We start from the raw sequence: 25,457 nt of genomic DNA, 5'->3' as shown, positions 1-25,457 counted from the left end.
TCGCGTCCTAAGCGTTGCGCGATTACCACCACGCTTGCCCCGCGCGCCCGCACATCCTATCTGCGCGCACAGATTCTCAAAGCATTTCCAGATTCCCGAAGGACCCCTCGATGGCCGCCCAGTACGCATTCGTCATGAAAGGCATGACCAAGAGCTTCCCCGGAGCGCAAAAGCCGGTGCTCTCGAACATCAACCTGCAGTTCTACCAAGGCGCCAAGATCGGCATCGTGGGCCCGAACGGCGTGGGCAAGTCGACGTTAATGAAGATCATGGCCGGGATCGACACCGATTTTTCGGGCGAGGCGTGGCCGGGCGAGAACATCACCGTGGGCTACCTGCCGCAGGAGCCTGAGCTCGATCCGACCAAGACCGTGCTGGAAAACGTCCGCGATGGCGCGCGCGAAACCGCCGAACTGGTCGAGAAATACAATGCTATCGCCGCGCAAATGGCCGAGCCGGACGCTGACTACGAGAAGCTTGGCGACGAGATGGCCGAACTGCAGACCAAGATCGACGCGGTCGATGGTTGGACACTCGACAACCAGCTCGAAATCGCGATGGAAGCGCTGCGCTGTCCGCCGTCCGACATGGGCGTTGAAAGCCTTTCGGGCGGTGAGAAGCGCCGCGTCGCGCTCACCCGCCTGCTCATCCAGAAGCCATCGATCCTGCTGCTGGACGAGCCGACCAACCACCTCGATGCCGAAAGCGTTGAATGGCTGGAAAACCATCTCAAGGAATACGCCGGTGCGGTGCTGATGATCACCCACGATCGCTACTTCCTCGATAATGTCGTCGAATGGATCCTCGAGCTCGATCGCGGATCCTACTATCCGTATGAAGGCAATTACTCGACCTATCTCGAGAAAAAGGCCAAGCGTCTCGATCAGGAAAGCCGCGAGGAGTCGGGCCGCCAGAAAGCGCTCAGCCGCGAGCTGGAGTGGATCCGGCAGACGCCCGCGGCGCGCCAGACCAAGTCCAAGGCCCGTATCCGCAAGTTCGAACAGCTTCAGGAAAACCAGAAAGATCGCAAGCCCGGCAAGGCGCAAATCGTGATTCAGGTGCCCGAGCGGCTCGGCGGCAAGGTGATCGAGGCCAAGAACCTGACCAAGGCCTACGGCGACAAGCTGCTATTCGAGAACCTCTCCTTCATGCTGCCGCCGGGCGGCATCGTTGGCGTCATCGGACCGAACGGCGCGGGCAAGTCGACATTGTTCAAGATCATTACTGGGCAGGAAACGCCCGATAGCGGCACAATCGAAATCGGCGACACCGTGCATCTTGGCTATGTCGACCAGAGCCGCGATGATCTGACGGGCACGAACAATGTGTGGGAGGAAATCTCCGACGGGCTCGATTACATGCAGGTCAACGGCCACGACACCAGCACGCGCGCTTACGTCGGCGCGTTCAACTTCAAAGGCGCCGACCAGCAGAAGAATGTCGGCAAGCTATCGGGCGGCGAACGCAACCGCGTGCACATGGCCAAGATGCTCAAGCAAGGCGGCAATGTGCTGCTGCTGGACGAGCCGACCAACGACCTCGACGTCGAAACGCTCGGCGCGCTGGAAGACGCGATCGAGAATTTCGCCGGCTGCGCGGTTGTGATCTCGCACGATCGCTTCTTCCTCGACCGTCTGGCAACGCATATCCTCGCCTTCGAAGGCAACAGCCATGTCGAATGGTTCGAAGGCAACTTCGAAGCTTACGAGGAGGACAAGCGACGACGGCTCGGCGATGCGGCAGATCGGCCTACGCGGTTGGCGTACAAGAAGCTAACGAGGTGACAGCGCGCAGGGTCGGAAGCTGAATTTCTGCTAACGACCCAATTGCGGACGTTTACAGTGGCCGCCAATTTCCACTCCCGCTGCACCCTTTGCGAACAACGCGCAAGCAAGGTACGGGATGAGGAGATCGGGCCTGACCTGTCTGGGGTTATTGTGCATTTGGCCCCAGCGACAGCGCCGCATACCAGTCCGTGCTTGCGAAATAGAGAGATAAAGGCACAGTTGCGATGTTGAACAAGAGACCAATCCAGTTTGCACAGTGCACTCGGCCATAGCGGATCTTGTCACTTACACACATCGCGACCAGACCCATCACGAGCAGAAAGCTGAGAAACTGGCCTGGTCCGCCCAGCGGAGGGTCGGGAATCTGCCGAACAAAGCGCCCTATCGCTGTACCGACTGGAGCATAGGCGGAGTGGAACATTAGCCGCCAATGCCAGTCCATCCGCTTCCGCATCAAAACACCCGCGACGAAGAACAGTGATAGCGTCGGTAACAGTTGGAAAAGGCGGAAAGCTGCGGGAATGCGGTTTTGGCCGTCTTCGGCAACAGTCGGCCACATCCCAAACTGAACACCCACACCAGTTATGACTGCGCCAAGCACAAACACGCCAAGCACCCAGCCGATGGCCTTATGCCAGCGCCAGTTGCGCTTCAGCACCAGCCAAGGCTGCGCGATAAAAAGTCCCGCGAATGCAAAGCTGATGACAGCATGAGGGTGCATCCAGATATTGGCGGATTCAAACTCGCCGCTAACGAGCGGGATGAAATAGCTCTGCACAAACGCGCCCAGGGTGATCGCAAATAGAATCCAGCCGACGATACGCATGAATCGCGCATCATCATCGATACGAATGGGATATTCTGCCAAGCCTGCTCCCTCATCCTGACTCTGCTGAGCAAGCTAAGGAATTATGGGCGTTCTGTCCAACTAGGTGGAAACGAGCAGAGATAGCTCAAATCGCGGGTTGTCCGCTTCCCACCCACAGCCCGACATCACCACATTCGTCGCCCCGGCCCTTAGGCAGATGCAGGATGATCCGGAGCTCCCCCTACCAAGTAGTCATTCCCGCGAAAGCGGGGAAGCGCAGCTGACCGAAGGTCAATCCAGAATGGCGTCGTGCATGATTGCCGCTGGACCCCCGCCTGCGCGGGGGTGACATCGGCTAGATTAACGCATTGTCATTCCCGCGTAGGCGGGAATCCAGATAGCACAGCGCAATGCCGCGCGAGTTCAAGCCATTCGTTTACATTCTCGCCTCGAAGCGAAACGGCACTTTGCATATCGGCGTGACCTCGGACCTCATCGCTCGTATCTACCAGCACCGGAATGAAACCTTCGAAGGCTTCACCAAACAGCACAGCATCAAACGTCTCGTCTGGTTCGAAGTCCACGAAGACATGGAGGCTGCGATCATTCGCGAGAAGCAACTCAAGAAATGGAACCGTGCGTGGAAGATCAGGCTGATCGAGGAAGGCAATCCTAACTGGCGCGATCTGGCGAAGGACTTGGGATTCGAGTCTTTGGGTTGACTGGATCCCCGCGTTGGCCTTCGGCCTGCTTCGCAACCGCGGGGATGACGAGTATAGGGTGGGGCTGACGGGCGGCTGAAGTTCGTCGAACTATTTTCCTACCTGCGCTCAGGTTGCTATCTCCTTCCGCATGAGCAAGTTGTTCTTTTTGATAGGTATTATCGCAAATTTTCCGGCAATTCAGCGCCACACGTCCACCAGATTTTTCGCCCCATGGACAGTGCTCCATGTGCTCCATCCAGTAGGATTTCGCGCCGAGATCCCGGGTACATTGCGCAGCCTGCGCCTAACCCTCCTCGCCTTCGATCCTGTCCTTCGCCTCGTCTTCCTTGAACTCTTCCATCACCTCGTTCGCTTCTGCCTCGTCCTCTGCACTCGGACCTTCGGTATCCTCGTTACGGCCTTCAGCGGATGCCGGATCGAGGCACAGGCTGGCATGTACGGGCCGGTGATCGGATCCGACCGGGGCCCCCACCCTCATTTCCGAAACGAGAAATTCCTCGGTTACGAAAAGGTGATCGAGCGGCCAGCCAAGCCACACCATGTCGGCGGGGAAGGTGGCAAAGGTTCCGCGGCCGATACGCGGATCAAGGAAACTGCCGATATCTTTGAACAGCTGCGTGGTATCGGACCAGGCAACATCGTTGAAGTCACCCAGCGCAAGTACCGGAAGCTCCATATCGCGCGACTGCCGGGCCGCGACGATAATCTCCGCATCGCGCTCTTCGGTATCCTGGTTTGGCTGCGGTGGGCGCGGATGCAAACCAATCAGGCGAAACAAGCGCTTGCCGGCCGTGAGCGTCGCGAAGACCGAAGGTGTATCTTCCTGGGCAAGATCCTGGATCGAGGAGTCGGCCATCGGCAATCGCGTCGCCAGCATGATGCCGTACGTGTTGTCGAGCGGACGGCGTATCTGTCCGGGATAGTTCTCGAGCACCGGCGCGAGGGCATCGAGCCAGGCCTGGTCGGTCTCCATCAGCAGCACGACGTCGGCATCGGTCTCACGGATCAGCTCGATCGTGCGATCGTACTCGCGGTTGGATTGCAGCACATTGTGCGCCAGCACGCTGAAGCAACCATCGCGGCGGGCTTCTTGGGGCGAAGCCACGCCCACTTCCGGAGATGCCAGTGCGGTGTAGGGATAAACCCGGTAGATTTGCCAGATCGAGAGAGCTGCCAGCACCAGCGGCAACCACGGGCGCCACGGCCGGTCGAACAACCAAAGCGCAGCGGCGATCACAACCATCGCGATAAGGAGCTGGATGCGCGGGAAATCCCAAATCCTGATCCACCACTGGTTGAGATCGGTCGTGCTGAGCAACGTACCTGCCACGAGCACCAGCGCGAGCGCCCGCAGCACCCATCTTCCGACCGTCTTTCCGTTTTGCCCCGTTACTTCGGCCATCAGCATCTTCCTCCGTTAGCTCCTGCTAACCGCCTCACTCGCGCGTGGCCAGTACCTCATCGATATGCGGGCGATCGCAAGAACCATTCTCATCGCCACTTACCGGACCTAACCGGCCCGTCGCCCGTTGGTTTCGAAACTCACGGGGAAAATCATGACCAATCGCATTTGGCCGGGCCTTACCTTTCTCGCAATTTGCGCGATCGGGTCCGGCGCGCGATACGCTATCGGCAGCGTCTACAGCGCGGCAGAAGCGATCCAGTTACTCGAAGCTCTGAGCCGCGCCGGACTTTACCTGGGATCCGCCATCGCGACCGCTTCGGCAACGGTGCTGGCCCTAATGCTGACCCTCATCGGGATGCTGCGCCGGATGGACAAGGATTTCGACGAAGAAGCCTACCGTAATGTCGATCTGGTAGCGAAACTTGCCACTGCATCGCTGATGATGAGCCTCTTGGTGTTGCTCGCTTTCGTCCTCCCGGTAGGCGAGTTCGAAGAGCTCCCGGCGACCTGGTACAAGAACCTCTACGAAATCCTGTTCGCGGGCTGCGTACTGATGACTGCCCTTATCGCGGCAACAGTGGCCATGATCTATCTTACGCTCAGGCGGGTGATGGAGAAGATCACGCCAGGAGAAGATGTCTAGCGGGCAGCGCCCGCCTCTGCCGCCCGCATCACGCGCAGGAAGTTGCCGCCCCAGATCTTGGCGATGTCATCCGCCGAATAGCCGCGCTTGATCAGCTCGGCAGTGACATTGGAGGCCTCGCTCGCATCGGTGAATCCGTCAATCCCGCCGCCGTGATTGAAATCGCTGCCGATGCCAACATGGTCGATCCCGATGCGCTGGGCCACGTAGTCGACATGGTCAACCAGCAGCTCGACCGATCCGGTGCCGATAATGTCGCGCATCGCCATGAGGAACGCGCCGCGCTTTTCGAGATCGTCGATCTCCCAATAGAGCTCGTAGGGATAGGAGTACTCTTCGGGCAAGCCGGTCGCTTGACGCAGGTTGCGGATCGCGCCCAGCAATGCCTCGTCCGAATAGTCGACCAGATAGGCGGCGAAGACCGCGATATTGATCACCCCACCCTTGGCAGCGAGCGCGTCCAGTTCCTCATCGGACAGGTTGCGCGATACGTCCGAAAGGCCCCGCGCATTCGAATGTGTCGCAATCACCGGGGCAGTCGAAAGGTCGATTGCCTGCAAAGTGGTGGCCTTTGAGGACTGCGAGACGTCGATGATACCGCCGAGCGCATTGATCCGCTGGATCGCGGCGAAACCCAAGGCAGAGAGGCCGCCATGTTCTTCGTCGGGCTCATAGGTGAAGGTCTCTCCATCGAACACCGGACGCGAGCTGTCGGCGAATTCATTATGGCCGATGTGATTGAGCCCGAAGACGCGCACGCCAGAGACATAAAACCGGTCGATATTGGCAATCTCGCCTTGCAACGCGCGAGCATTCTGGAAGCCGATGATTACCGCGGTCTGGCCCGAAGCAGCGATGGATTGGACGTCGTCAGCGGTTCGGGCGATTGCCAGCGCATCACTCGAATCGGCAAGATCGAGTATCGTCGCAAGCTTGAGATCGGCTTCGGCGCGCGCGGCGGCATCACCCTCATCGGTGCGCGGTCCCGGCGGTACTGCTACCGCCATCACCACCGCATCGACCTTGCCCGCAGCCAGCTTGCTCGGGTGGATCTTCGAGAGGCCGTCGGGTCCGACATAGGGATTGGGAACACCCGGAATGACAATGTCGGCATGCGCATCGAGTACGAGCGCGCGCTCATGGACCGCTTCGACGCTCGCCGCAGGAGCAGACGCGGCTTGCGGCCTATCGGAGTAGCTGCAGCCAGCCAGCAAGGCGCCAGCTACCAGAGTTGTAATAAGTTGCCGCATATTGTCGTCCCTCTTTCGCCGGACCGCTTACGGCGCGACCCAGCGCCCTTCCCCGTCCTTCGTTATGATCGCCCGGCGATGGCCCGCTTGATCGAGCGAGAACCAGTCGGCCTGTTCTATTTCAACCAACAGTATCGCAAAGTTCTCGCGTGCGGGCTCGAGTTGCTCATCGCTGGGCTTGATACCTTCGAACTGCGGCGGCAGGCCCGAAGTCGGCTCGTCCGACGATTCTCCCGGTGCCTGGCCCAGATAGCAACGACGCGCAAAGTTGTCCGACGAGGCCCATGCCTTGTCGACTATCGGCCCATCTCGCTCAATCCGCCCTGTTCCGGTGCAGCGTATCTGGAGCTTGCCTGGCTGATCGTAAAACAACACGCCCACGGGGGAATCTGCGCCGATCGCCGAAACCTTCGGGGAACGAGAATCGGTATGGAACCGCAAGGTCCAGTTTTCGCGGTCGAAGTTGCGCAAGACCATGACGCGCAGGTTACCATCGCTAGTCGCTACCACCGGCGTATGCATGGGAGAGCGGCGATCATGCGCCGCACGCTCTAGACGCCCTTCCATATCTGCCCTGACCTGATCGAGACGTTCCAGCATCGTTCAGCACAAGCGCTGCAAAGCAAGTTCGTGTCAATCGATTCAGAAAACTTGCACCAAACATGAACGACAGGGTAACCAAGTGGTTCAGTTTCGCGTCAGACCGAATCGTTACAAAGCGATACATCGACAGCGCCGCACTGGTGGGAGCGGCATCAACACCAGGAGCTGCCTCATGCATATGAAGGCTACATTGAAATCCGGCGTCATTTCGGCGCTGGCCGCCGCCATGGCGCTGACTGCCATGCCCGGCGAGCTTGCTGCGCAAGGTCGCGACAAGAATCGGTTTGAACAACGCGAAAGCCGCCAACAAGCGCGATCGCAAAGGATGCAGCAACGCACCGAGCGCAGGGAATCGCGAAGCGAGCAGCGTCAGGAGCGCCGCGGTCAAGAGCGGCGCGCGGAGCGTCCGCAACGTTCGGAGTCTCGCCAGGCCCAAAGGAATGAACGGGTCCGCAGTGAACGGAGAGCAGAGCAGCCCCGTCGCAACACAATGGAGCAAAGCCGTCAGCGGGCTCAAGTCGCCCAGGAACGCGGAAGCCGCGAATGGAGGCGCTCTGATCGTCGCGGTCGAGATTGGAACCGTTCTGATCGCCGCGCTGAAAGGGCGCAAGAACGCAATGGTCGCGATTGGAATCGCTCCGATCGTTCCGAGAACAGGCAGGCGGGAGCACGCACACGCGACGTCCAGAATCCGTATGCCAATCGAGGTGACCGGCGTGCCGATCGCCGCGACGGCCGCAGGGCCGAGCGCGGAGATCGCAACCGCAGCTATTCCGATCGTGAACGCAATCGCACTTACCGTGATGGACGGCGCGATGGTCGCAAGGCAGAGCGCAGGCGTGATCGGCGCGAAGACCGGGTGATCAGCCGCAATGCCTACCGCGATGGATATCGTGACGGCCGGTTCCGCGATGGTCCACGCGCGCACTACCGCGACAAGAGGGATTATCGCCACCGTGACCGCCACTATCGCAGCGATCACAAGCGCTGGGATCGCAAGAGGTGGCGCAACCACCATCGGTATGATTGGCACGGGCACCGCTATTCCAACAGGCATATCTTCCGCCTTGGAAGGTATTATTCGCCCTATCGCCATCACCGCTACAGCCGGATCAGCATCGGGTTCTACCTCGATAACCTGTTCTTCGGCAGCCGGTATTGGATCAGTGATCCGTGGCGCTATCGCCTCCCCCCAGTCTACGGAGACTATCGCTGGGTGCGCTATTACGATGACGTGTTGCTGGTCGATACGTGGTCAGGCGAAGTGGTCGACGTGATCTACGACTTCTTCTGGTAAGCGAACTACAAAGACAGAAATAGGAAACCCCCGTCAGCGCGATGCTGGCGGGGGTTCTCTTTGGTTTCGAGGATTCTTGCTCAGGCCTTTGGCTGGCCGAATGGCAGCATTCGGAAAATGTTGCCGTCCTTATCGAGTAGTGTGTGCTTCAGGGTACCGAGGACATGCAGAGCCACCAGTATCAGCAAGATCATGCCGGCGGTTGCGTGGGACTCGAATATTGCCTTGCCGGCATCCGGATCTACTCCAACCGGCAAGGCAGGCAGGCTGAAAACCCCGAACACGCTTACAGGCGCACCGTATTTTGACATCGCAAACCATCCGGCCATCGGCATAACAAGCAAGAGGATGTAAAATAGTGTGTGGGTCGTCCGGGCGAGAATTCGTTCCCATGGAGCATGACTGGCGGGTCGCCCTGGAGGCGTCCCCGTAATGCGTACGACCAATCGAATGGCGACCAGCGCAAATATGATGATCCCGATCGAGAAATGGTTGGACATGATCGCGCCGCGCGCTTCGTCGGTCGCCGCATGCTCTCCCGCTTCGGCGATCCGCCATTGCACGATAACCAGCACAGCGATCAGCCAGTGAATGGCCATCGCTAGCCCCGAATATTTTTTTCCGATACGCTCGGTCATTCCCCAATTCTCCCTTTTCTCCGCCTCGGATTGTAGCATTTGTTAGCGGGGCAGCAAGCAAGTCATTGAAGCTTGCGCGCTGATTGCTAGGTTTGCGCTTATGGCAACGAAATCCGCGATTCCCGACCAGGACGCGCTGCGCCGCGTTGGTACGAGTGTGCGCAAGCGGCTCGACAAGAATCCAAACGCCTACAAGGTCCCAACCGACAAGGCTGAGATTTTTGCGATTGGCGGCTTCTTCAGCCCGGCCGAATGCTCGCAACTAATCACGATGATCGACGCGGTGGCCCAGCCCAGCGAATTGTTCGATGTCCAAGCCTACAAATCAGGTTTCCGGACAAGCTATTCGGGAAATTTTGACCCAAACGATAGCTTTGTTCGCAGCGTGTCTCGCAGGATCGACGATACTTTGGGCCTCAATCCGAAAACAGGTGAAACGATCCAGGGCCAGCGCTACCTGCCCGGTCAGGAATTCAAGCCACACAACGACTGGTTCTATACCGACCAAGAGTACTGGAAGGGCGAACGTAAGCGCGGAGGCCAACGTTCCTGGACGGCCATGGCCTTTCTCAACGAGGTGGAGGAAGGCGGTGAAACGCAATTCACCGAGGTCGGAATAAAGATCGAGCCAAAGCCGGGCGTGCTGCTGGTGTGGAATAACGCACTACCCGACGGATCACCCAATCACGATACGATGCACGCGGGAACCCCCGTCATCCGCGGGACCAAGTACGTCATCACCAAATGGTATCGCACCCGCAAGTGGATGTAAGCTGATCAGCGCGCCAGCGCTTCCGCGATGAGCTTGCGCGTATTCCCCAGACCGTAAAGGCTGATGAAACTTCCCATCCGGGGACCTTGGGCCGATCCAAGCAACGTTTCGTAAAGCGCCTTGAACCAATCCCGTAGATTCTCGAACCCAAATTCTTCGCGCTTGCCAATCTCGTAGACCATGGTCTGCAGATCTTCGGCCGCGGTACTCTCCGGCAAGCCATCGAGCTTGCTGTCGAGCGCCTTCAAAGCCGCTGCCTCCGTCTCGCTTGGTGCACGCTTACTCAACGTTGGCGCGACGAAATCGCGGTTGTAGGCCACAGCATGTCCAACGAGCGCATCAAGCTCGGGGTGATCCGCCGGATTGGCATTCTCGACATAATTTCCGAGATAAGACCAGACCTGCTCCCGGCTCGCCTCTGCCCCCAGCACACCGACAAGGTTCAGGAGAAGGCTGAAACTGACGGGCAGGCTGTCGCCCGCGCCCGGCGCGTCGCTACCCTCGCCGCCGCCATTGGCGCGCTGGAGATGCCACACCGGATTGCCCAGCTGTTTGTCGAGATCCTGTTCACCAAGCCGTTCGCGGAATTGCCAATAGTCTTCGACCGCGCGCGGGATCACGCCCACATGCAGTTGCTTGGCGCTCTTGGGATTGGGGAAGATATAGAATCCCAAGCTGTCTTCGCTGCCATAGGTCAGCCATTCCTCGATCGTCAGGCCATTACCCTTCGATTTGGAGATCTTCTCGCCGTTCTCGTCGAGGAACATTTCGTAGATTAGGCCTTCAGGCTTGCGGCCACCCAGCACCTTCACGATCCGGCCCGACTGCACGCCGCTATCGGTCAGGTCCTTCCCGTACATCTCGTAATCGACACCGAGCGCGTACCAGCGCATCGCCCAATCGACTTTCCACTGAAGTTTGGCTTGGCCGCCTAACGCCAATTGTTCGACAGCCGTCCCGTCCTCGTCTGTGAAGCGAATTGTGCCAGCCGCAGCATCGATTACTTCGACCGGCACTTGCAAGACCTTCCCAGTCGTTGGGCTGATCGGAAGAATCGGCGAATATGTCTGCCGCCGTTCTTCGCGAAGCGTCGGAAGCATAATGTCGAGGATGTCCTCATTGTGACTCAACACATTGCGCAGCGCATCGTCGAACGCGCCCGAATTGTATCGATCGGAGGCGGAGACGAACTCGTAGTTAAAGCCGAACCGGTCGAGAAATGCACGGAGACGTGCATTATTGTGATGCGCGAAGCTCTCATACTCGTTGCTGAACGGATCGGGGATGCGGCTGAGTGGCTTGTGCAGGTTCGTTTCGAGGATTTCGGAGTTTGGAATATTGTCCGGAACCTTGCGCAAACCGTCCATGTCATCGGAGAATGCCACCAGCCGGGTCTTGCCGTCTTCCGGGCGCGCGCCAATGATCGCCTCATAGGCACGGCGCACGAACGTCGTGCGCAGCACCTCCTGGAAGGTGCCGATATGCGGCAGGCCTGAGGGGCCGTACCCTGTTTCGAACAGCATTGGCGATCCATCCGGCTTCCCGTCCGGATAGCGTTTGACCAGCCGCATCGCCTCCTGGAAGGGCCAGGCCTTGGACGAACGGGCAGTATCGCTCAGAATGCTATCAGTCATAGGGAGCGGGCTTTTGCCCAAGCAGCGGAATGTTGCAAGCGCGAAGACGCATCGAGATTTGCTCAAGGCTAGGTAATTTCCACGGGTTGTCGGTTGCGATGGCGTAAGCCCAAAAACCCTAGCCAGTCGCCAAGGAGACAAGACGATGGGAATTTACCGGGCCAGCATTATCGAACATCCGCTCGATGAGACGCTGGAATCTGCGGAGCGGCGCATCCTTGCCGCGCTACGGCCAATGTATGATACCCAGCGCCAAACCACCTTGAGCGCAGTCGAAGGCGCACTGGCTGCGCCGCACCATACCAACTGGATTGCGCTGGCAAGCGAACTGCATACGTTGGCAGGCACCGCCGCCCATTTCGGTGAGACGGACCTTGGCGATTCCGCCCGCACAGCGGAGAATACAATTCGGTTCGACGAACCCCGCAATCAGCAGCTTATCGCCTTGCGTAACGTCCGCCAAGCCATCGCTCTGGCCAGCTAGAAGGCATATTCAGGGTAGATCAGTCGCTGCCTTGTTTACTTTTCGTTCCGCGATTCTCATAGATGGGCGGTGACCGCCGCGATTGAATTACCTGCCCTTCATGCCAGCCATGCGGGCACATGGCTGCGCGATGCGCGCGGCCAGACTCAAGGGTGCTCGAAGGGCGAAGCGATCATGGCCGCTGCAGACACGCCCGTGCTGCTGCTCAACGCACCATTGGTCGCGAACAGGCTTGGTTATCCCGACCTGTCGGGCCTGGATTTGCTCGAACTTTTCGCTTTCATCCACCCGGCCAAGTTCTGTGTACCGACACCAAAAGGATTGGCACATGCCCTTGATCTGGAGGAGCCAGTTGGCGGCGATGCAGTCCCCGTGTTCCTGCAAACTGCGGCCGCACGTCTCTTGAAGCAATGCGAAGATGACGCCTGGCAGGAACGTGTAGGTGCGTGGTCGGCTCTCCAGTCCCTCGCGAGGCTGCGTTGGCCATGGGCGGCTATCCTGGCGCCGCATATCCGCAAGCCCGAACAGGCGGAGAAATGGCTCTTCTCGCGCCTCCCCGAATGGGAGGAGACTCCAGATCGGCCTCAGCCCGCGCAGGTCCAACTGGAACCGGAAGCGGTTTTTCACCAGCTTGGCAGACTGACCGGAGCCGATGCCGAAAGGCGCGACGGCCAGGTAGCCTACGCGCAATCGGCTAGCTCAATCTTCGCACCAAGGTCTGAGAAGGGCCAGCCGCATTTGATGCTCGCGCAAGCGGGCACAGGAATAGGCAAGACGCTGGGCTATCTCGCACCTGCATCACTCTGGTCAGAAGCATCACGGGGCACCGTGTGGGTCTCGACCTTCACCAAGAACCTCCAGCGACAACTGCGCGATGAATCGCGTCACGCGTGGCCCGAGCGCCGCCCCGATGGCTCACGCCCAGTCGTGGTGCGCAAAGGTAGGGAGAATTATCTCTGTCTGCTCAATCTCGAGGATGCACTTCAAGGCGGATTTGGTGGGCGCGCCGCGATCCTGGCGCACCTGGTCGCCCGTTGGGCCGCATATAGCAGCGATGGCGACATGATCGGGGGTGACCTGCCGGGCTGGCTCGGGACCCTATTCCGCAAGCGCGGGATCACGGCCCTAACCGACCAGCGAGGCGAATGCGTCTATGCTGGATGCCCACACTACCGCAAATGCTTCATCGAGCGGTCTGCGCGGGCCAGCGCGCAGGCCGACCTCGTGATCGCCAACCACGCGCTGGTGATGGTCAATGCCGCGCGCGGCCGCGACCATGCGCTACGCCCGACGCGTGTCATCTTCGACGAGGGGCATCACGTATTCGAAGCAGCGGATTCGACCTTCTCAGCTTCCCTCACCGGACAAGAGGCAATCGAACTGCGCCGCTGGATCATCGGGCCCGAGCGAAATTCACGCGGTCGACGGCGCGGCCTTGCGGCGCGCCTCGCCGATGTCGCGAGCTATGACGAAGCGGGCGGCGAAGCGGTAGAGGCTGCGATAGAAGCGGCACAAGCATTGCCGTCTGAAGGGTGGCTCCAACGGCTGAGCGAGAATGAACCATCTGGTCCAATCGAGACGCTGCTCGCAGCTGTGCGCTCCCTCACTTATGCCCGCGACGAGAGCGGCGGACAGGAGGCCGGCTATGGCATTGAGACCGAGGCCGCGCAGCTGGAGGGCAATTTTGTCGAACTGGCAGGACAGGCGCAGGTAGCGCTAGCGGAGATCCGGTCGCCGCTCGTGAAGCTCGGTGTGCGGCTTGAAGCCATCGCCGCCGATCCGCCGGATTGGATCGACGGCCAAGGCCGCGCGCGGATCGAAGGCGCACGATACTCCTTGGCTTGGCGAGTCGACCTGTTGGTGGCGTGGGAAGCACTGCTCGCGCGGATGGGCGGCCCTGCCGACCCCGAATTCGTCGACTGGCTGGCGGTCGACCGCTCGGAAGCGCGCGAGTTCGATATCGGCATCCATCGGCGCTGGCTCGATCCCATGAAGCCATTCGCCAAGACGGTGCTCGAACCTGCCCACGGCGTGATGCTCACCAGTGCAACCTTGTGCGATCGCAGTCCGGATGGGACCGAGTGGGAGACGGCCATCGTGCGCAGCGGCGCGCCGCATATCGATCTCCAGCCGACTTGCGCCGACGCACAGAGCCCGTTCGACTATGCCAATCGCGCCGAAGTCCTGATTGTCACCGATCTCAAGAAGGGTGACCTCGCCGGGCTTGCAGGAGCCTATGCCCGGTTGATCGAGGCATCGGGCGGCGGACTGCTGGGCCTGTTCACGGCGATCCGCAGGCTTCGAGCAGTCTATGGCCGAATCGCAGACCGGCTTGCGCGTGACGGGTTGCCGCTCTACGCCCAGCATGTCGATCCGATTGATACCGGGACGCTGGTCGATATCTTCCGCGACGATCCTCATGCTTCGCTCCTGGGTACCGATGCGCTGCGTGACGGTGTCGATGTACCCGGAGAATCGCTGCGCTGCGTAGTGCTGGAACAAGTCCCATGGCCGCGCCCCGATATCCTTCACCGCGCCCGGCGCGCGGCAAATGGGGGAAGCGCATACGATGACCGCTTGATCCGCGCCCGTCTGGCCCAGGCGTTCGGGCGACTCATTCGCTCGAAGGAAGACAAGGGGCATTTCGTAGTCTTGTCGGCGGCGTTTCCAAGCCGCCTGCTCAGCGCCTTCCCGATAGGCACACCTGTCATCAGATTGACGCTTGAGGAAGCTTTACAACGCATCGCGGAAGGTGTTTCGCCTGACGAAATGTCGATCTCCGAAGAAAAGGACCAGCCCGCACAGTGAAAATCCTCGGTCTCCTGCGCCACGCCAAGTCCGACTGGGAGGATATGGCCAAACGCGATTTCGATCGCGGGCTGAATGACCGGGGCCGCAGGGGTGCGGAGCTGATCGGCAGTCACATCCTCGACCATGGAATCTCTTGGGACAGGATCGTTGCCAGTCCCGCCGAACGCGTAAAACAGACGCTGGCATCAGCGCTGCCCGATATCGATACGAAGTACGATTCACGGCTCTATCTTGCGAGCGCCGAAACGCTGATAGACGTGTTGCATGAAGGTGCGAGCGAGCAAAAGGCGCTCATGCTCTGTGGGCACAATCCCGGCATGCAGGAACTCCTGTTCGCACTTGTCCCGCCATCGCGAGAGAATGAGCTGTTCGACCAAGCCGCGACGAAATTTCCGACCGCAACTTATGCCGTATTCGAGCTGGATATCGATAATTGGAGCGAGCTTAAGGAAGGCTGCGGGTCGCTGGTCCATTTCGCTCGTCCGCGCGACCTCGATCCGGAGCTGGGGCCGGAACACTAGCTCCCAGGCTCAGTTCAGCACATTACGCGGGCCCGGGCCTTCCGTCCCCTTTTGGTCATCCGGATTGTAGAGGCGGCATTTCTTCAGGCTCAGACAGCCGCAGCCGATGCACCCATCCAGATTGTCGCGAGTGCGTTCGAGCTCGGCGATCCGATCTTCGATCGCGCCGCGGATCGAAACGCTGATCCTGCGCCAATCGCGTGCCGTGGGATTGCGGCCCTGTGGAAGTTTGCCGAGTTCCGCCTCGATTTCGCCCAAAGCCAAGCCAAGTCGCTGGGCGATCAGGATGAAACTGAGCCTACGAATATCGCTGCGTGGGAATCGGCGCTGGTTGCCGGACGTGCGGAAGGCTTCGATCAATCCCTTCTCTTCATAGAAGCGGATAGCCGATACGCTGAGCCCCGTTCGCCGAGCCAATTCCCCAATGCTCAATAAATCACTTGCTTTCATTACCCTTCGCTAGCGCAGAATTCTCTTGACCTCAAGTTAGCTTGAGGTTGCAGAAGTGGCAGCACTGATTCGAAATCGGCGGTGGGTAACCGGATATTCGGCCAAAGCTCCATCGCCCCTACAAGGAGTGCAATCATGCCAAAAGGCCAGATAGAACATGCGAACATCACAGTGACCAATCCTGAACGCAGCGCCAAGCTGTTCGAGGAGATGTGCGATTGGCAGGAGCGCTGGAGGGGCCCTTCGCAAATGGGCGGAGAAACCATCCATGTCGGCGATGATACGACCTACTTGGCCATCTACACCAATGAGAAGGCGAAAGGCGGCTACAGCAAAGGTGTGCCATTGAATCACATCGGACTGTTGGTGGACGATCTCGATGGTGCGGAAGCAATCGTCGTGAAACACGGTCTCGAGCCATTTGGCCATGACGATTACGAACCCGGAAGGCGGTTCTACTTCTTCGATTGGGATGGGATTGAATTTGAGGTGGTCAGCTATGCTTGAACCACTGCCCAGAGAACCAATGTTTAGGCGGCCATTCTTACCGCCTCAACCTCGCCCCGCGCGAAACCCTTCCAGAGCCCCCAGTGGGACTTCATCGAAGCTGCTGAGCCATCTCTTCGCGAGTTTCGCCAGCGGCATGGGGTTGAGATAGTGCCGCTTGCAGCGTCCATCACGCATTGATGCAACCAGTTCGGCGGATTCGAGCACGGCCAGATGCTTCGACACGGCCTGGCGAGTGATTGGCAGTTCTCGGCCGATCTCCGATACCGTCAGTCCGCCGCCATCCTTGAGCCGATCGAGGATCTGGCGGCGGGTCGGATCCGATAAGGCAGCAAAAGTATCGGTCATGCCCTCAGGCTATTCCGACCATTGCGAGTCGCTCAAGTATCGGGGCCTATAACAGCCGCTTTTGTCCACTACCGCCCGACCAGGCCTGGTCTGTTCGGTCGAGGAACAGTTCTCCCGGCCACGATCGGCACAGGCCGAGCGCCTCCTCCGGCGATCCCAGTGTCCAGGCCGAGTGGTCCGATTGCGCAAGCAGGACCGGCATGCGGGTATGCACTTCCGCTGCCGGGCCTTTTGCATCGGTCATGACCATGGAGTACACTGCGCCCCATTCATCGCTCTGCCGCCAGACACCGGCTACGGCGAAGAGATCGGAATCGGGAAGCGAGAGCCAGGTCCGGGTCTTTCCTCCCTTAGGCCCCTCGGCTTCAGCCCACGCGGTCACCGGAATCAGGCAACGCCGCTTCTCGAAACTGGAGCGCCAAAAAAAGCTGTCGAGCTTGTCAGTCCGCGCATTGTTGACGGGCTTGGGCTTCAATGGCTGGCCTTGCTTCCCCTTCATCACCAGCGGGAAGCCCCAGTTCATCTGCTGGACCTTGCCTTCGGCGACGACTACGCCCGGATAGCCGGGAAACACTTCCTCGCCGAAATTCGCACCGCCAAGCGCGTCGATAGCCTCGAACCAGCCAGCCACCTCGTCCTTGCCCTTGGTCATGCGGTAGAGATTGCACATCAGGCGTTCCCGACGATGAAACAGGCCGCGGCGACTAGAGCGCCAGCGACGCGGTTTGAGCGGAACCGCGTGAGAGGGTTATGGCCGTCTTGCGGATCGAGTGTCATGACTTGCCAAACCAGATGCAGCGCCGCGGGCACAAGCGCCAGAACAGCCAGCAAGTCTCCTCGGTATAGCCAGAACGCGAGCGCCCATAGACCGACTGCAGCGGCGTAGAACAGCGCGACGCCGGCTTTCACTTTCGTACCCATGCGCAAGGCAGAGGACCGGATGCCCACAAGTGCATCATCCTCGCGATCCTGTAGCGCGTAGATCGTGTCGAAACCGATCACCCAGCAGACTGCCCCAGCGTACATCGCTGCCAATACGTCCCAGTTGTCCCACCTGAGCTGGCTCCAGCCGACCAGCAGACCCCATGTGAACACCAGCCCAAGCCACGCTTGCGGCCACCATGTGATCCGCTTCATGAATGGATACGCGGCAACCAGCACAAGACTGGAGAGAGCGACCAGTCGTGCTTCCCATCGCAGTTGCAGCAGCACCAGTAGACCGATCGCACAGAGAGCGAAGAGCCAGAGCCACGCCGTCCGTTTGGAAACCCGTCCACTCGCCACCGGACGAAGCGCCGTCCGTTCGACCTTCCGATCAAGGTCAGCATCGACGATATCGTTGTAGACGCAGCCTGCCCCCCGCATCGCTATACTGCCCAGTAGCAGCCATCCGACCAGCACCCATTGCGGCCCGGCCCCCGCCAGCCACACGCCCCATGCGCATGGCCAGAACAGCAGCCACCAGCCGATCGGCCGGTCAAATCGCGCCAGTTGGGCAAGGTCCCGCGGCAATTGCGGCAGACGTGCAATTAATCCCCTGTGCTGGGTGTCCGGGACAATTTCCGCCTCGCTCATTCCTCGCATACCCGCCAACCATGCCAGCATAGGCCCAGCATGATGAAGTTCCCGAAAAAGTCGAGCAACATGACTTCGTTGAGCACAGGCACCACAAAATAGAACCAGTAATTGAAAACAAAGAACGGCAGCAGCGCGAAGCCGTAGGCAGCAAAGGTGCGCCGCGTGAAACGAGCTGTAAAGGCGACCAGCGCAAACAGGCACGCTTGCGCTCCGAAACAGGCCATGGCGAACGTCGCGAGGAAATCTTCGCTATGAAACTCTTGCCGCACTCCGAGATCGATGACCGATTGCGGGGCCAGTAACGCCCAACCGCCCAGTACGGCGAAAACTATGCCGATCAGATATTGTGTCGTGCGCGCGCTCATGGCTTGCTCCCTAACGAGAGGCATGCCACCTGCCTAGCCATGGCTGCAACACCCTCTTGGCCACCGCGTAGCGCGCCCCGTCTGTTTGTCGGACACACGCTTGCCGAAGGCGCCTCGGTCTCGATCAATGGACAGCAGGCGCACTACCTGGCGAAGGTTATGCGAGTGCGCGAAGGCGATGTGGTGATCCTGTGCGACGATCAGACCGGTGAATGGACCTCCACAGTCGAAAACGTCGGCAAGCGTAGCGTGGAGCTTCATGTTGCCAGTAATCTGAGACCGCGAGAAGACGTGCCCGATCTGTGGCTTTGCGCCGCTCTCCTAAAGAAAGATCGCTTCGATCTCGTTATGGAGAAAGCGACGGAACTTGGTGTCGCCAGGATCATGCCCATCGTTACTCGGCGCTGCGTTGCGGACAAACTTAACCTCGAGCGTGCGCAAAACATCGTCACAGAGGCGGCCGAACAATGCGCCCGTACAGCGCTTCCGCTGATCGAAGCACCGATAAAGCTCCAGGCGCTCTTGCACGATTGGCCGCAGGACCGTGCGCTGTACTTTGCCGACGAAATGGGCGGAGATCCGGCGCTGGATGCATTTTCAAGCGATCAGAGAGCGAGCGCGTTGCTCGTCGGCCCCGAAGGCGGATTTGACGAAGCAGAGCGGGCCATGATCCGCGCGCACCCCTCGGCTCGCCCGATCAGTCTCGGCCCGCGCATCCTTCGCGGCGAGACAGCTGCAATCGTCGCACTTGCAGTTTGGATGGCCGCCAAGGGTGATTGGTCGAATTAGCGCTTTTCACCGCAGCTTCGGTTGCCTATCGCAACTTGCATGAGCACGCGCGAGCAATCCGGGGCCGACGATCCAATCATCGAATCCCGCGACCAACTGGTTGCCCCCTTGGTGGGCGGCGAAAAGTCCATCGATGCCTGGCGGATTGGGACGGAGCATGAGAAGCTCGTCTATTGCCGCAAAAAGCTCACTGCCGTTTCTTATGATGAGCCCTGCGGCATCCGTGATATCCTGCTGAATCTAGGCAATTTTGGATGGGAGCCGGTCGAAGAAGGCGGCAAGGTCATCGCGATGCGCGGAAGCGATGGCACGGTCAGCTTGGAACCGGCCGGTCAACTCGAGCTCTCTGGCGCAGCGCTGGAAAACCTCCACGAAACCTGCGCTGAAACCGGGCGACATCTCAAGCAGGTGAAAGAGATCGGCGAAAAATGCGGTGTTGGCTTCCTTGGCATGGGAATGTGGCCCGACAAGACCCGTGAAGAGCTGCCGATCATGCCCAAAGGTCGGTACGATATTATGATGCGGCACATGCCGAGGGTCGGTAATCTCGGCCTCGACATGATGCTACGCACCTGCACCATCCAGGTAAATCTCGATTACTCGAGCGAAGCCGACATGGTGAAGAAATTCCGCGTCGGGCTGGCATTGCAGCCGCTGGCCACCGCTCTGTTCGCCAATTCGCCTTTCACCGAAGGCAAGCCCAACGGCTACCTCTCCTATCGCAGCCATATTTGGTCGGACACCGATCCGCATCGCACCGGAATGCTCCCGTTCGTATTCGAGGAGGGTTTCGGCTACGAACGCTGGGTCGATTACATGCTCGATGTGCCGATGTATTTCGTGTTTCGCGATGGCAAATACATCGATGCCGCTGGCCTGAGCTTCCGTGACTTTCTGGACGGGAACCTGTCTGTGCTCCCTGGTGAGAGACCCACACAGAGCGACTGGTGGGATCACCTTTCCACTGCATTTCCCGAAGTGCGCCTAAAGAGCTTCCTCGAAATGCGGGGTGCCGACGGGGGACCATGGAGCCGCATCTGCGCCCTACCCGCCTTCTGGGTCGGTCTTCTCTACGACCAAGGTGCACTCGACGCAGCCTGGGATCTGGTCAAGGACTGGTCGATGGAAGAGCGCGAGGCTCTGCGCAATGCAGTTCCGAAGCTTGCACTCGACGCGCCGCTGCCCGGAGGGGGAAAACTGCACGATATCGCGAAGGATGTGATGGCGATAGCGCGTCAGGGTCTGACTTCACGCGCCCGCCTCAACGCGAGCGGCGACAATGAGACAGGCTTCCTCGAAACGCTCGACGAGATCGTCGCCAGCGGCAAGGTCCCCGCCCAGCGCATGCTCGACCTCTATCACGGCGAGTGGAACGGCGACATCACCCGTATCTACGAACACAGCTTCTAGCGCTCGGAGGATTTCCAATGATTCAGATTAACGGCACCATAACACTCGCTCCAGGCACAGTCGCGAGCAAGCCGGACGTGGTCGAAGCGCTGGTCACAATGGTCAGGACTTCGCGCGCGGAAGATGGCTGCCTCGATTATACCTTTGCACAGGATTTCGCAGATCCCGATACGCTCATTGTCTTTGAACGCTGGCGCGATGCCGAGGCACTGGCCGCACATGGCAAATCAGCGCACATGGCCGAGTTCCAGAAGGTGATGGCTGCCAACCCGCCGCTTGGCCGCAACCTGCGCCGGTACGAAACCGACGAGGGCACGCCCCTTTAGTCGCAGCCTTTTTTGCTTAGCGGTAGGCGGAAATCTGGCCGCTATCGTCAAGGATATAGAGCGTGCTATTGGCAACAATCGGCGCGAGACTGACGGACTCATCCACATCGGTGAACAGTGCTGCGGAGCCTTCGCCCGTGCTCAGGCGATAAATCTCGCCTTCCGAGCTTGCGACCCATAGCTGGTTTCCAGCCAGCACCGGGCCAGTCCAGAATATCGGGCCCTTTTTATCTTCCTCGTCGCGGAAACGCTGCAACTGGGTGAGCCAGCGGACCTTTCCTGTTGCTCGCTGGATCGCAAGCAGGCGGGCATCGTCTGTCAGCGTGAATATCCACTCGCCCGAAATCGCCGGAGTGGAGATACCAGCCAGGTTGAGTTCCCAGATCCGCTGGCCAGTAGTCAGTTCATAGGCAGCCATGCGGCCGCCTTGGCCGAGCGCATAGACTCGACCATCCTGGATGATCGGATCGGCGTCGATATCGGCTAACGTGCCGACCTGCGTCGAGATCGAAGTGCGTGAAAGCGCGTCCGCCCACAAAACGCGGCCATTTTCATAGCGATAGGCTGCCAGTTCGCCAGACGAATAGCCGGCGATGACCGAACCCTGCGCAGCAGCGGGGGCCGCAACGCCGAACACGCCCGCCTGTGCTGTCGAGCCCGATTCCTGCCACTGCAATGAACCGTCATTCGCATCGAGCGCGAAAATCTGGTTGTCCTGCGTCATCACGTAGACCGAGTTGAAGGCAATCGTAGGCGAGCCGCGCAGCGGCCCAGCAGGCTGGACTTTCCACAGCTCGCTGCCTGTATCCGCATCCAGCGACAGGACTTCGCCAGCCCCGTTGGTTGCAAAGACGCGGCCGTCTGAGAACGAGACGCCCCCGCCGAAAGCGGCGGCGCGCATGTTGCCGTCGAGTTCCGCTTGGCGCGACCACAGACGTGAGCCGCTGGCAGCGTCGAAGGCGTGAACCATACCGTCTGTATCGACCGCGAAAAGCTTGCCGCCACCGACAACCGGCGATGCAGCGAGGCGGCGGCGATCGCTCGAACCGGCAATTTGGGCGGTCCAGATGCGCGTTGGATACTCACCGAGCGTAAGATGGCTCGATGCCTTGGCTGCGCTACCGCCAGCCTGACCCCAACTGTCATTGGTGGTCGGAGCAGGAAGGACAACTGGAGTGCTTACCAGATCCGGATCAACCTTCGCGCCGCTCTCAATCCGCGAGAGAACCGGGATTCGCTCGCCAATAGTGGGAGTATCCTTCTTGTCCCCGCCTCCAAAAAGGCCGCCACCGCATGCCGTGAGCGACAGTGCAAGGAGAGCGGCAATTGCATTGCGTGTGTAGCGCATCATGTGGTCCTTCTGGCCTCGGCCATATTCTTATTGTGCCGCGCTTGCGGCCGTGCTGGCGACATCCTGGTCTGCCAGCAGGTCGTCAACATTATCGACCGCGTCGACGCCGAGCAGGCCAGCCATCCGGCGGCTGCGGTCGCGCAGGGAATCGGGCAGTTCTTCGGATTTGGCGATTTCGGCAAACAAGGTACCCGCCTGCTGATCTTGCCCTTGTCCAAGATACGCCATAGCCACCAATTCACCCGCGCTGCCAAACCATGGGTTGCCCGGCACAGCAAGTGGCTTGAGGCGACTGATCACTTCGGCAGGCGGGGTCTCGTCGAATGAGAGGGCCAGCTCGCGGACCAAGGCGAGGTTGCGAAGCTGTTCGGGCGCATTCTCATCCGCAGCCACCTCGGCAAAAAGAGCCTTGGCTTGAGCGGTATTCCCGCGCTCACTCGACACGCTGGCCTGGAGCAGGCGTGCTACCGCGCTGGCTCCCGGCGAATCCACGTCAGCAACACCTTCGAGCGTCGTAACCCCGGTGTCGAAATTGCCGGCTTCGATCTGGTCGAGCGCGGCGACGATCTGTTCGGAATTGGCCTCAAGCACGGCTTCCTGCTCGCTATCCCAATACAGGTAACCTCCGAATGCCGCGAGGCCGAGCACAATTACACCTAGCAATGGCTTACCGTACTTGTCGGCAAATTCGGAATATTGCCCCTGGCGATAGGCATCATCGACTTCGCGCAGCAGCGCGTCGTCCTGTGCGGCCAGCGCCTTCGCGCGCTTGTCTTCAGGATCGGAGTTGGAGGTAGGTTTCAGAGCCACGAAGGGCAGTTTCCGCTTGTTAGAAATAGAACTGGCGCGTCTTTAGGCATCGTGCCGGATAAGGGCAATGGGCTGCAAATATTGCCCACGTTTGCTGCCGCTCGACGGGTGAACGCGGGCTGAAGAGGTTCGGGCTGAATTATCACGATCAGGCGAGCATCATGGCGCTGGCATAGAGCCGCTTGTAGGTCGCAATCATGACCTTTTCGTCGTGGGCCGCCTTGACCTGATCGCGTCCCTCTTCGGCGAGCGTTTCCCTCAAGCCCTGGTCCGCCGCCAGAGAGGTGAGCGCAATCCCAAGATTATTGCCCTGATCGAAGCGCAAGACGAACTCCTGCCCGCTATCGGGCAGCAGCGGCGCGGCAACACTTTTGGGCTCTGTAATTACGGCTGCACCTCCCGCCATCGCCCGGATCGCAGCGAGCCCGCAATCGGGTGACTCCTCCGGCAGCAAGACAATCTCGAGCAGGCCAATGGACCGTCCCGACGGATCCGGATCGGTGGCGAGATGGACCCGATGACCAATCCCGATCTCGGCAGCCATATCGCGTACAGACTCGCTGTTTTCCACCTCGCCCAAGATGACGAGTTGCCAGTTGTCGGTCAGTTCAGCGAATGCGCGCATCATCGCCGCGAGCATTCCCGCAGGCCAATTTGCAGCCATCATCCCGGCCCATTTTTCCCCGGGACGCTTGACCACCTCTCTCAGCATGTCGCCTGGTGGAGTTTTACGCCAAGGTTTGAGGTCAATCCCTTCGGGAATCAGCTTCACCCGGCCCATCGGCTGCTGCCAGGCAACTAACGCGGCCTCTTCTATACGTTCATCCGGGACGACGAGACCGGCGCATTTGCCAAGCGCCACACGGCGATAGATGTCGGCTTTCAGTCCGCGCTCGGCATCCTCCGGCTCGTGGTGGAGCAATGCCGGGAGCGCAAACGCCTGGCTAAAGGCTGTATGCGCCATGGCTGCATTGATTGCTCCATAGCCATACGTGCACACGAGATCGTAGCCAAGCATCGCCTTGGCAATCTTCTGCAGCTTGCCGAGGGTCGGAACACCCTCGATCTTGGGGAAGCTGCTGACCCGCCTGAACGGGCTACCCGGTGGCCGCCTCGAACCAAACCCTCCGACCACGTGGATCTGGTGCTGGATGCTGGTGCCAAGACCCTGAGCAACAGCGATTGATCGCCTGATGATCGGGCTGCCGTCCCAATCTGAATGGATATGAAGTAGCTTGGGCATGGGAAATCACTGCTGTTCTAGACGACCTTGGCGAGCAGGCGATCGAGCGCAGCAAGCGCTTCGGGCTCAGTTAGTGTTGGCGCATGGCCCACCTGATCGATGGTCACAAGGTCGAGATCAGGCAAGCGACGCTTCATTTCCTCCGCCGTTTTTGCCGTCAACAAGCCCGAAAGTCCGCCGCGGATCAGGACAACAGGTTTGCCCTTCAACGCCTCGAATGCCGGCCAAAGATCGGGCGGCACAGCATTGTCATCGACTTCGTTGAAGGGATCGGCGATCGCCATGTCATAGTCAAAGCCGATGCGGCCGTTCTGCCCCAACACCATCGAATTTTTGGCCATCTTGAGCCAATCCTCAAGCTCGAAAGTGGGATGCGCCACCTGCTGCGTTTCCTGGATTGCACGAGCAGCATGCATCCAGGTCGGAAAGCTGCGCTGGTGGCCGAGATAGCCGCGAATATGCTCGATACCCGCCGGATCGATTACGGGGCCGACATCGTTGAGCAGCGCTCCCGCGATCTTGTCCGGTGTGAATTGCGCCATCAGCATCGTCATCAGACCGCCCATAGATGTACCAACGGAAACGAAGCGGTCTATTTTCTCTTGTTTCAATAACATGCCGACATCGGCGAGATAGGTAGGGATGACATAGGTCATCGAATCTTTGGCGTGTTCGCTCATCCCGCGCCCGCGCATGTCCGGCACAATGACGCGCCATGCGCCTGCATAGCGCTCAGCGAGATCGGAGAAGTCCTTACCGTTGCGTGTCAGGCCGTGCAGGCACAGTAACGGTGGGCGATCGTCTGGACCGTCATAATAGCGGTAATGAAGCGATAGCCCGTCAGCGCTGTGCCACGACCGATCCTCAAAGATTTGCGTCATGAAACGAGTCGATCCTGTCGA

28 protein-coding genes are annotated in these 25,457 nt (G+C 59.7%); 13 read left to right on the top strand and 15 right to left on the bottom strand.

The features are described 5' to 3' along the window. The first annotated feature begins 110 nt into the window (after nucleotides 1–110). On the top strand, nucleotides 111–1,784 hold the full coding sequence (ettA, locus tag ACEWMW_RS09145) for an energy-dependent translational throttle protein EttA (protein WP_409413576.1): 1,674 nt from the start codon (nucleotides 111–113) through the stop codon (nucleotides 1,782–1,784). 148 nt (nucleotides 1,785–1,932) lie between these two features. Here the strand turns inward: ettA and ACEWMW_RS09140 are convergent, their stop codons facing one another. Then, on the bottom strand, nucleotides 1,933–2,613 hold the full coding sequence (locus ACEWMW_RS09140; protein WP_409413575.1) for a hypothetical protein: 681 nt from the start codon (nucleotides 2,611–2,613) through the stop codon (nucleotides 1,933–1,935). Between the two features lie 392 nt (nucleotides 2,614–3,005). Here ACEWMW_RS09140 and ACEWMW_RS09135 point away from each other — a divergent pair, with 392 nt between their 5' ends. Then, nucleotides 3,006–3,317, top strand: coding sequence for a GIY-YIG nuclease family protein (locus ACEWMW_RS09135; protein WP_409413574.1), 312 nt, complete (start codon nucleotides 3,006–3,008; stop codon nucleotides 3,315–3,317). A gap of 286 nt (nucleotides 3,318–3,603) precedes the next feature. Here ACEWMW_RS09135 and ACEWMW_RS09130 read toward each other — a convergent pair whose 3' ends face one another. Continuing rightward, nucleotides 3,604–4,722, bottom strand: coding sequence for an endonuclease/exonuclease/phosphatase family protein (locus tag ACEWMW_RS09130; RefSeq protein ID WP_409413573.1), 1,119 nt, complete (start codon nucleotides 4,720–4,722; stop codon nucleotides 3,604–3,606). A gap of 154 nt (nucleotides 4,723–4,876) precedes the next feature. On the opposite strand from ACEWMW_RS09130, the gene ACEWMW_RS09125 reads away from it, so the two are divergent. Beyond that, nucleotides 4,877–5,368, top strand: a complete 492-nt coding sequence (locus ACEWMW_RS09125; protein WP_409413572.1) for a hypothetical protein — start codon at nucleotides 4,877–4,879, stop codon at nucleotides 5,366–5,368. On the opposite strand, the gene ACEWMW_RS09120 is transcribed toward ACEWMW_RS09125, so the two are convergent. Together ACEWMW_RS09120 and ACEWMW_RS09115 are read right to left on the bottom strand one after the other, a co-directional pair. Continuing rightward, nucleotides 5,365–6,618 (bottom strand): dipeptidase, encoded by a 1,254-nt coding sequence (locus tag ACEWMW_RS09120; protein ID WP_409413571.1) that lies wholly within the window; start codon nucleotides 6,616–6,618, stop codon nucleotides 5,365–5,367. The two genes, ACEWMW_RS09125 and ACEWMW_RS09120, sit on opposite strands and share 4 nt — an antisense overlap. A gap of 27 nt (nucleotides 6,619–6,645) precedes the next feature. Next, nucleotides 6,646–7,218 carry a pyridoxamine 5'-phosphate oxidase family protein gene (locus tag ACEWMW_RS09115; protein WP_409413570.1) on the bottom strand — a complete coding sequence of 191 codons (573 nt, stop codon included), beginning with the start codon at nucleotides 7,216–7,218 and terminating at the stop codon, nucleotides 6,646–6,648. A gap of 443 nt (nucleotides 7,219–7,661) precedes the next feature. Between ACEWMW_RS09115 and ACEWMW_RS09110 the strand changes: the two genes are divergently transcribed. Together ACEWMW_RS09110 and ACEWMW_RS09105 are read left to right on the top strand one after the other, a co-directional pair. After that, nucleotides 7,662–8,084 (top strand): hypothetical protein, encoded by a 423-nt coding sequence (locus tag ACEWMW_RS09110; protein WP_409413569.1) that lies wholly within the window; start codon nucleotides 7,662–7,664, stop codon nucleotides 8,082–8,084. After that, nucleotides 8,081–8,518 carry an RcnB family protein gene (locus ACEWMW_RS09105; protein ID WP_409413568.1) on the top strand — a complete coding sequence of 146 codons (438 nt, stop codon included), beginning with the start codon at nucleotides 8,081–8,083 and terminating at the stop codon, nucleotides 8,516–8,518. The genes ACEWMW_RS09110 and ACEWMW_RS09105 overlap by 4 nt, the downstream gene beginning before the upstream one ends. Before the next feature lie 80 nt (nucleotides 8,519–8,598). Here the strand turns inward: ACEWMW_RS09105 and ACEWMW_RS09100 are convergent, their stop codons facing one another. Then, on the bottom strand, nucleotides 8,599–9,156 hold the full coding sequence (locus ACEWMW_RS09100) for a cytochrome b (RefSeq protein WP_409413567.1): 558 nt from the start codon (nucleotides 9,154–9,156) through the stop codon (nucleotides 8,599–8,601). Nucleotides 9,157–9,256: 100 nt separating this feature from the next. Between ACEWMW_RS09100 and ACEWMW_RS09095 the strand changes: the two genes are divergently transcribed. Continuing rightward, complete coding sequence (locus ACEWMW_RS09095) at nucleotides 9,257–9,928, top strand: prolyl hydroxylase family protein (protein ID WP_409413566.1); 672 nt, start codon at nucleotides 9,257–9,259, stop codon at nucleotides 9,926–9,928. Nucleotides 9,929–9,933: 5 nt separating this feature from the next. On the opposite strand, the gene ACEWMW_RS09090 is transcribed toward ACEWMW_RS09095, so the two are convergent. Beyond that, on the bottom strand, nucleotides 9,934–11,562 hold the full coding sequence (locus ACEWMW_RS09090) for a lysine--tRNA ligase (protein ID WP_409413565.1): 1,629 nt from the start codon (nucleotides 11,560–11,562) through the stop codon (nucleotides 9,934–9,936). A gap of 145 nt (nucleotides 11,563–11,707) precedes the next feature. Between ACEWMW_RS09090 and ACEWMW_RS09085 the strand changes: the two genes are divergently transcribed. The 3 genes from ACEWMW_RS09085 (at nucleotide 11,708) to ACEWMW_RS09075 (ending at nucleotide 15,378) form a co-directional block, all read left to right on the top strand. Then, nucleotides 11,708–12,046, top strand: a complete 339-nt coding sequence (locus tag ACEWMW_RS09085; protein WP_409413564.1) for an Hpt domain-containing protein — start codon at nucleotides 11,708–11,710, stop codon at nucleotides 12,044–12,046. A gap of 174 nt (nucleotides 12,047–12,220) precedes the next feature. Beyond that, nucleotides 12,221–14,854 carry an ATP-dependent DNA helicase gene (locus ACEWMW_RS09080; RefSeq protein ID WP_409413633.1) on the top strand — a complete coding sequence of 878 codons (2,634 nt, stop codon included), beginning with the start codon at nucleotides 12,221–12,223 and terminating at the stop codon, nucleotides 14,852–14,854. Beyond that, on the top strand, nucleotides 14,851–15,378 hold the full coding sequence (locus tag ACEWMW_RS09075) for a SixA phosphatase family protein (protein WP_409413563.1): 528 nt from the start codon (nucleotides 14,851–14,853) through the stop codon (nucleotides 15,376–15,378). The genes ACEWMW_RS09080 and ACEWMW_RS09075 overlap by 4 nt, the downstream gene beginning before the upstream one ends. 9 nt (nucleotides 15,379–15,387) lie before the next feature. Here ACEWMW_RS09075 and soxR read toward each other — a convergent pair whose 3' ends face one another. Beyond that, on the bottom strand, nucleotides 15,388–15,828 hold the full coding sequence (gene soxR, locus ACEWMW_RS09070; RefSeq protein ID WP_409413562.1) for a redox-sensitive transcriptional activator SoxR: 441 nt from the start codon (nucleotides 15,826–15,828) through the stop codon (nucleotides 15,388–15,390). A 135-nt stretch (nucleotides 15,829–15,963) separates the two neighbouring features. Between soxR and ACEWMW_RS09065 the strand changes: the two genes are divergently transcribed. Further along, a complete protein-coding gene (locus ACEWMW_RS09065; RefSeq protein ID WP_409413561.1) occupies nucleotides 15,964–16,335 on the top strand; it encodes a VOC family protein in 372 nt (123 codons plus the stop codon). A gap of 45 nt (nucleotides 16,336–16,380) precedes the next feature. On the opposite strand, the gene ACEWMW_RS09060 is transcribed toward ACEWMW_RS09065, so the two are convergent. Genes ACEWMW_RS09060 through ACEWMW_RS09045 form a run of 4 tightly spaced genes read right to left on the bottom strand, consistent with a single transcriptional unit; the run spans nucleotide 16,381 to nucleotide 18,626 of the window. Continuing rightward, nucleotides 16,381–16,683 (bottom strand): ArsR/SmtB family transcription factor, encoded by a 303-nt coding sequence (locus tag ACEWMW_RS09060; protein WP_409413560.1) that lies wholly within the window; start codon nucleotides 16,681–16,683, stop codon nucleotides 16,381–16,383. Nucleotides 16,684–16,729: 46 nt separating this feature from the next. Next, on the bottom strand, nucleotides 16,730–17,353 hold the full coding sequence (locus ACEWMW_RS09055; RefSeq protein ID WP_409413559.1) for an SOS response-associated peptidase: 624 nt from the start codon (nucleotides 17,351–17,353) through the stop codon (nucleotides 16,730–16,732). Further along, nucleotides 17,353–18,258, bottom strand: a complete 906-nt coding sequence (gene ubiA / locus ACEWMW_RS09050) for a 4-hydroxybenzoate octaprenyltransferase (protein ID WP_409413558.1) — start codon at nucleotides 18,256–18,258, stop codon at nucleotides 17,353–17,355. Before ubiA ends, ACEWMW_RS09055 begins: the two co-directional genes overlap by 1 nt. Beyond that, on the bottom strand, nucleotides 18,255–18,626 hold the full coding sequence (locus ACEWMW_RS09045; RefSeq protein WP_409413557.1) for a hypothetical protein: 372 nt from the start codon (nucleotides 18,624–18,626) through the stop codon (nucleotides 18,255–18,257). The genes ubiA and ACEWMW_RS09045 overlap by 4 nt, the downstream gene beginning before the upstream one ends. A 39-nt stretch (nucleotides 18,627–18,665) precedes the next feature. Between ACEWMW_RS09045 and ACEWMW_RS09040 the strand changes: the two genes are divergently transcribed. The 3 genes from ACEWMW_RS09040 to ACEWMW_RS09030 are packed head-to-tail and all read left to right on the top strand — an operon-like array spanning nucleotide 18,666 to nucleotide 21,151. Further along, nucleotides 18,666–19,415, top strand: a complete 750-nt coding sequence (locus ACEWMW_RS09040; protein WP_409413556.1) for a 16S rRNA (uracil(1498)-N(3))-methyltransferase — start codon at nucleotides 18,666–18,668, stop codon at nucleotides 19,413–19,415. 39 nt (nucleotides 19,416–19,454) lie between these two features. Continuing rightward, a complete protein-coding gene (locus ACEWMW_RS09035) occupies nucleotides 19,455–20,825 on the top strand; it encodes a glutamate--cysteine ligase (protein WP_409413555.1) in 1,371 nt (456 codons plus the stop codon). Nucleotides 20,826–20,842: 17 nt separating this feature from the next. Further along, nucleotides 20,843–21,151, top strand: a complete 309-nt coding sequence (locus ACEWMW_RS09030; RefSeq protein WP_409413554.1) for a putative quinol monooxygenase — start codon at nucleotides 20,843–20,845, stop codon at nucleotides 21,149–21,151. Between the two features lie 16 nt (nucleotides 21,152–21,167). Here the strand turns inward: ACEWMW_RS09030 and ACEWMW_RS09025 are convergent, their stop codons facing one another. The 4 genes from ACEWMW_RS09025 to ACEWMW_RS09010 form a co-directional block, all read right to left on the bottom strand. Continuing rightward, nucleotides 21,168–22,502: an outer membrane protein assembly factor BamB family protein gene (locus ACEWMW_RS09025; protein ID WP_409413553.1), complete on the bottom strand. Its 1,335-nt coding sequence runs from the start codon at nucleotides 22,500–22,502 to the stop codon at nucleotides 21,168–21,170. A 27-nt stretch (nucleotides 22,503–22,529) separates the two neighbouring features. Then, nucleotides 22,530–23,312 carry a tetratricopeptide repeat protein gene (locus tag ACEWMW_RS09020; protein WP_409413552.1) on the bottom strand — a complete coding sequence of 261 codons (783 nt, stop codon included), beginning with the start codon at nucleotides 23,310–23,312 and terminating at the stop codon, nucleotides 22,530–22,532. A gap of 148 nt (nucleotides 23,313–23,460) precedes the next feature. Further along, entirely contained in the window at nucleotides 23,461–24,555 is a 1,095-nt protein-coding gene (locus tag ACEWMW_RS09015) for a glycosyltransferase family protein (RefSeq protein WP_409413551.1), read from the bottom strand. Between the two features lie 17 nt (nucleotides 24,556–24,572). Beyond that, nucleotides 24,573–25,436, bottom strand: coding sequence for an alpha/beta fold hydrolase (locus tag ACEWMW_RS09010; RefSeq protein ID WP_409413550.1), 864 nt, complete (start codon nucleotides 25,434–25,436; stop codon nucleotides 24,573–24,575). Nucleotides 25,437–25,457 lie beyond the last annotated feature (21 nt).

Origin of the sequence: Litorerythrobacter xanthomarinus (assembly GCF_046254955.1) — a bacterium.
Taxonomy (GTDB): domain Bacteria; phylum Pseudomonadota; class Alphaproteobacteria; order Sphingomonadales; family Sphingomonadaceae; genus Qipengyuania_C.
This window is presented reverse-complemented; position numbering and strand designations above follow the sequence as displayed.

Bases quoted from the DNA above. Each gene is read 5' to 3' on its own strand.
- ACEWMW_RS09085 (WP_409413564.1), top strand. From the start codon at position 11,708: ATGGGAATTTACCGGGCCAGCATTATCGAACATCCGCTCGATGAGACG.
- ettA (WP_409413576.1), top strand. From the start codon at position 111: ATGGCCGCCCAGTACGCATTCGTCATGAAAGGCATGACCAAGAGCTTC.
- ACEWMW_RS09125 (WP_409413572.1), top strand. From the start codon at position 4,877: ATGACCAATCGCATTTGGCCGGGCCTTACCTTTCTCGCAATTTGCGCG.
- ACEWMW_RS09080 (WP_409413633.1), top strand. From the start codon at position 12,221: ATGGCCGCTGCAGACACGCCCGTGCTGCTGCTCAACGCACCATTGGTC.
- ACEWMW_RS09060 (WP_409413560.1), bottom strand. From the start codon at position 16,683: ATGACCGATACTTTTGCTGCCTTATCGGATCCGACCCGCCGCCAGATC.
- ACEWMW_RS09030 (WP_409413554.1), top strand. From the start codon at position 20,843: ATGATTCAGATTAACGGCACCATAACACTCGCTCCAGGCACAGTCGCG.
- ACEWMW_RS09055 (WP_409413559.1), bottom strand. From the start codon at position 17,353: ATGTGCAATCTCTACCGCATGACCAAGGGCAAGGACGAGGTGGCTGGC.
- ACEWMW_RS09095 (WP_409413566.1), top strand. From the start codon at position 9,257: ATGGCAACGAAATCCGCGATTCCCGACCAGGACGCGCTGCGCCGCGTT.
- ACEWMW_RS09065 (WP_409413561.1), top strand. From the start codon at position 15,964: ATGCCAAAAGGCCAGATAGAACATGCGAACATCACAGTGACCAATCCT.
- ACEWMW_RS09040 (WP_409413556.1), top strand. From the start codon at position 18,666: ATGGCTGCAACACCCTCTTGGCCACCGCGTAGCGCGCCCCGTCTGTTT.
- ACEWMW_RS09035 (WP_409413555.1), top strand. From the start codon at position 19,455: ATGAGCACGCGCGAGCAATCCGGGGCCGACGATCCAATCATCGAATCC.
- ACEWMW_RS09045 (WP_409413557.1), bottom strand. From the start codon at position 18,626: ATGAGCGCGCGCACGACACAATATCTGATCGGCATAGTTTTCGCCGTA.
- soxR (WP_409413562.1), bottom strand. From the start codon at position 15,828: ATGAAAGCAAGTGATTTATTGAGCATTGGGGAATTGGCTCGGCGAACG.
- ACEWMW_RS09135 (WP_409413574.1), top strand. From the start codon at position 3,006: ATGCCGCGCGAGTTCAAGCCATTCGTTTACATTCTCGCCTCGAAGCGA.
- ACEWMW_RS09010 (WP_409413550.1), bottom strand. From the start codon at position 25,436: ATGACGCAAATCTTTGAGGATCGGTCGTGGCACAGCGCTGACGGGCTA.
- ACEWMW_RS09115 (WP_409413570.1), bottom strand. From the start codon at position 7,218: ATGCTGGAACGTCTCGATCAGGTCAGGGCAGATATGGAAGGGCGTCTA.
- ubiA (WP_409413558.1), bottom strand. From the start codon at position 18,258: ATGAGCGAGGCGGAAATTGTCCCGGACACCCAGCACAGGGGATTAATT.
- ACEWMW_RS09015 (WP_409413551.1), bottom strand. From the start codon at position 24,555: ATGCCCAAGCTACTTCATATCCATTCAGATTGGGACGGCAGCCCGATC.
- ACEWMW_RS09090 (WP_409413565.1), bottom strand. From the start codon at position 11,562: ATGACTGATAGCATTCTGAGCGATACTGCCCGTTCGTCCAAGGCCTGG.
- ACEWMW_RS09140 (WP_409413575.1), bottom strand. From the start codon at position 2,613: ATGCGTATCGTCGGCTGGATTCTATTTGCGATCACCCTGGGCGCGTTT.
- ACEWMW_RS09025 (WP_409413553.1), bottom strand. From the start codon at position 22,502: ATGATGCGCTACACACGCAATGCAATTGCCGCTCTCCTTGCACTGTCG.
- ACEWMW_RS09100 (WP_409413567.1), bottom strand. From the start codon at position 9,156: ATGACCGAGCGTATCGGAAAAAAATATTCGGGGCTAGCGATGGCCATT.
- ACEWMW_RS09130 (WP_409413573.1), bottom strand. From the start codon at position 4,722: ATGGCCGAAGTAACGGGGCAAAACGGAAAGACGGTCGGAAGATGGGTG.
- ACEWMW_RS09120 (WP_409413571.1), bottom strand. From the start codon at position 6,618: ATGCGGCAACTTATTACAACTCTGGTAGCTGGCGCCTTGCTGGCTGGC.
- ACEWMW_RS09110 (WP_409413569.1), top strand. From the start codon at position 7,662: ATGAACGGGTCCGCAGTGAACGGAGAGCAGAGCAGCCCCGTCGCAACA.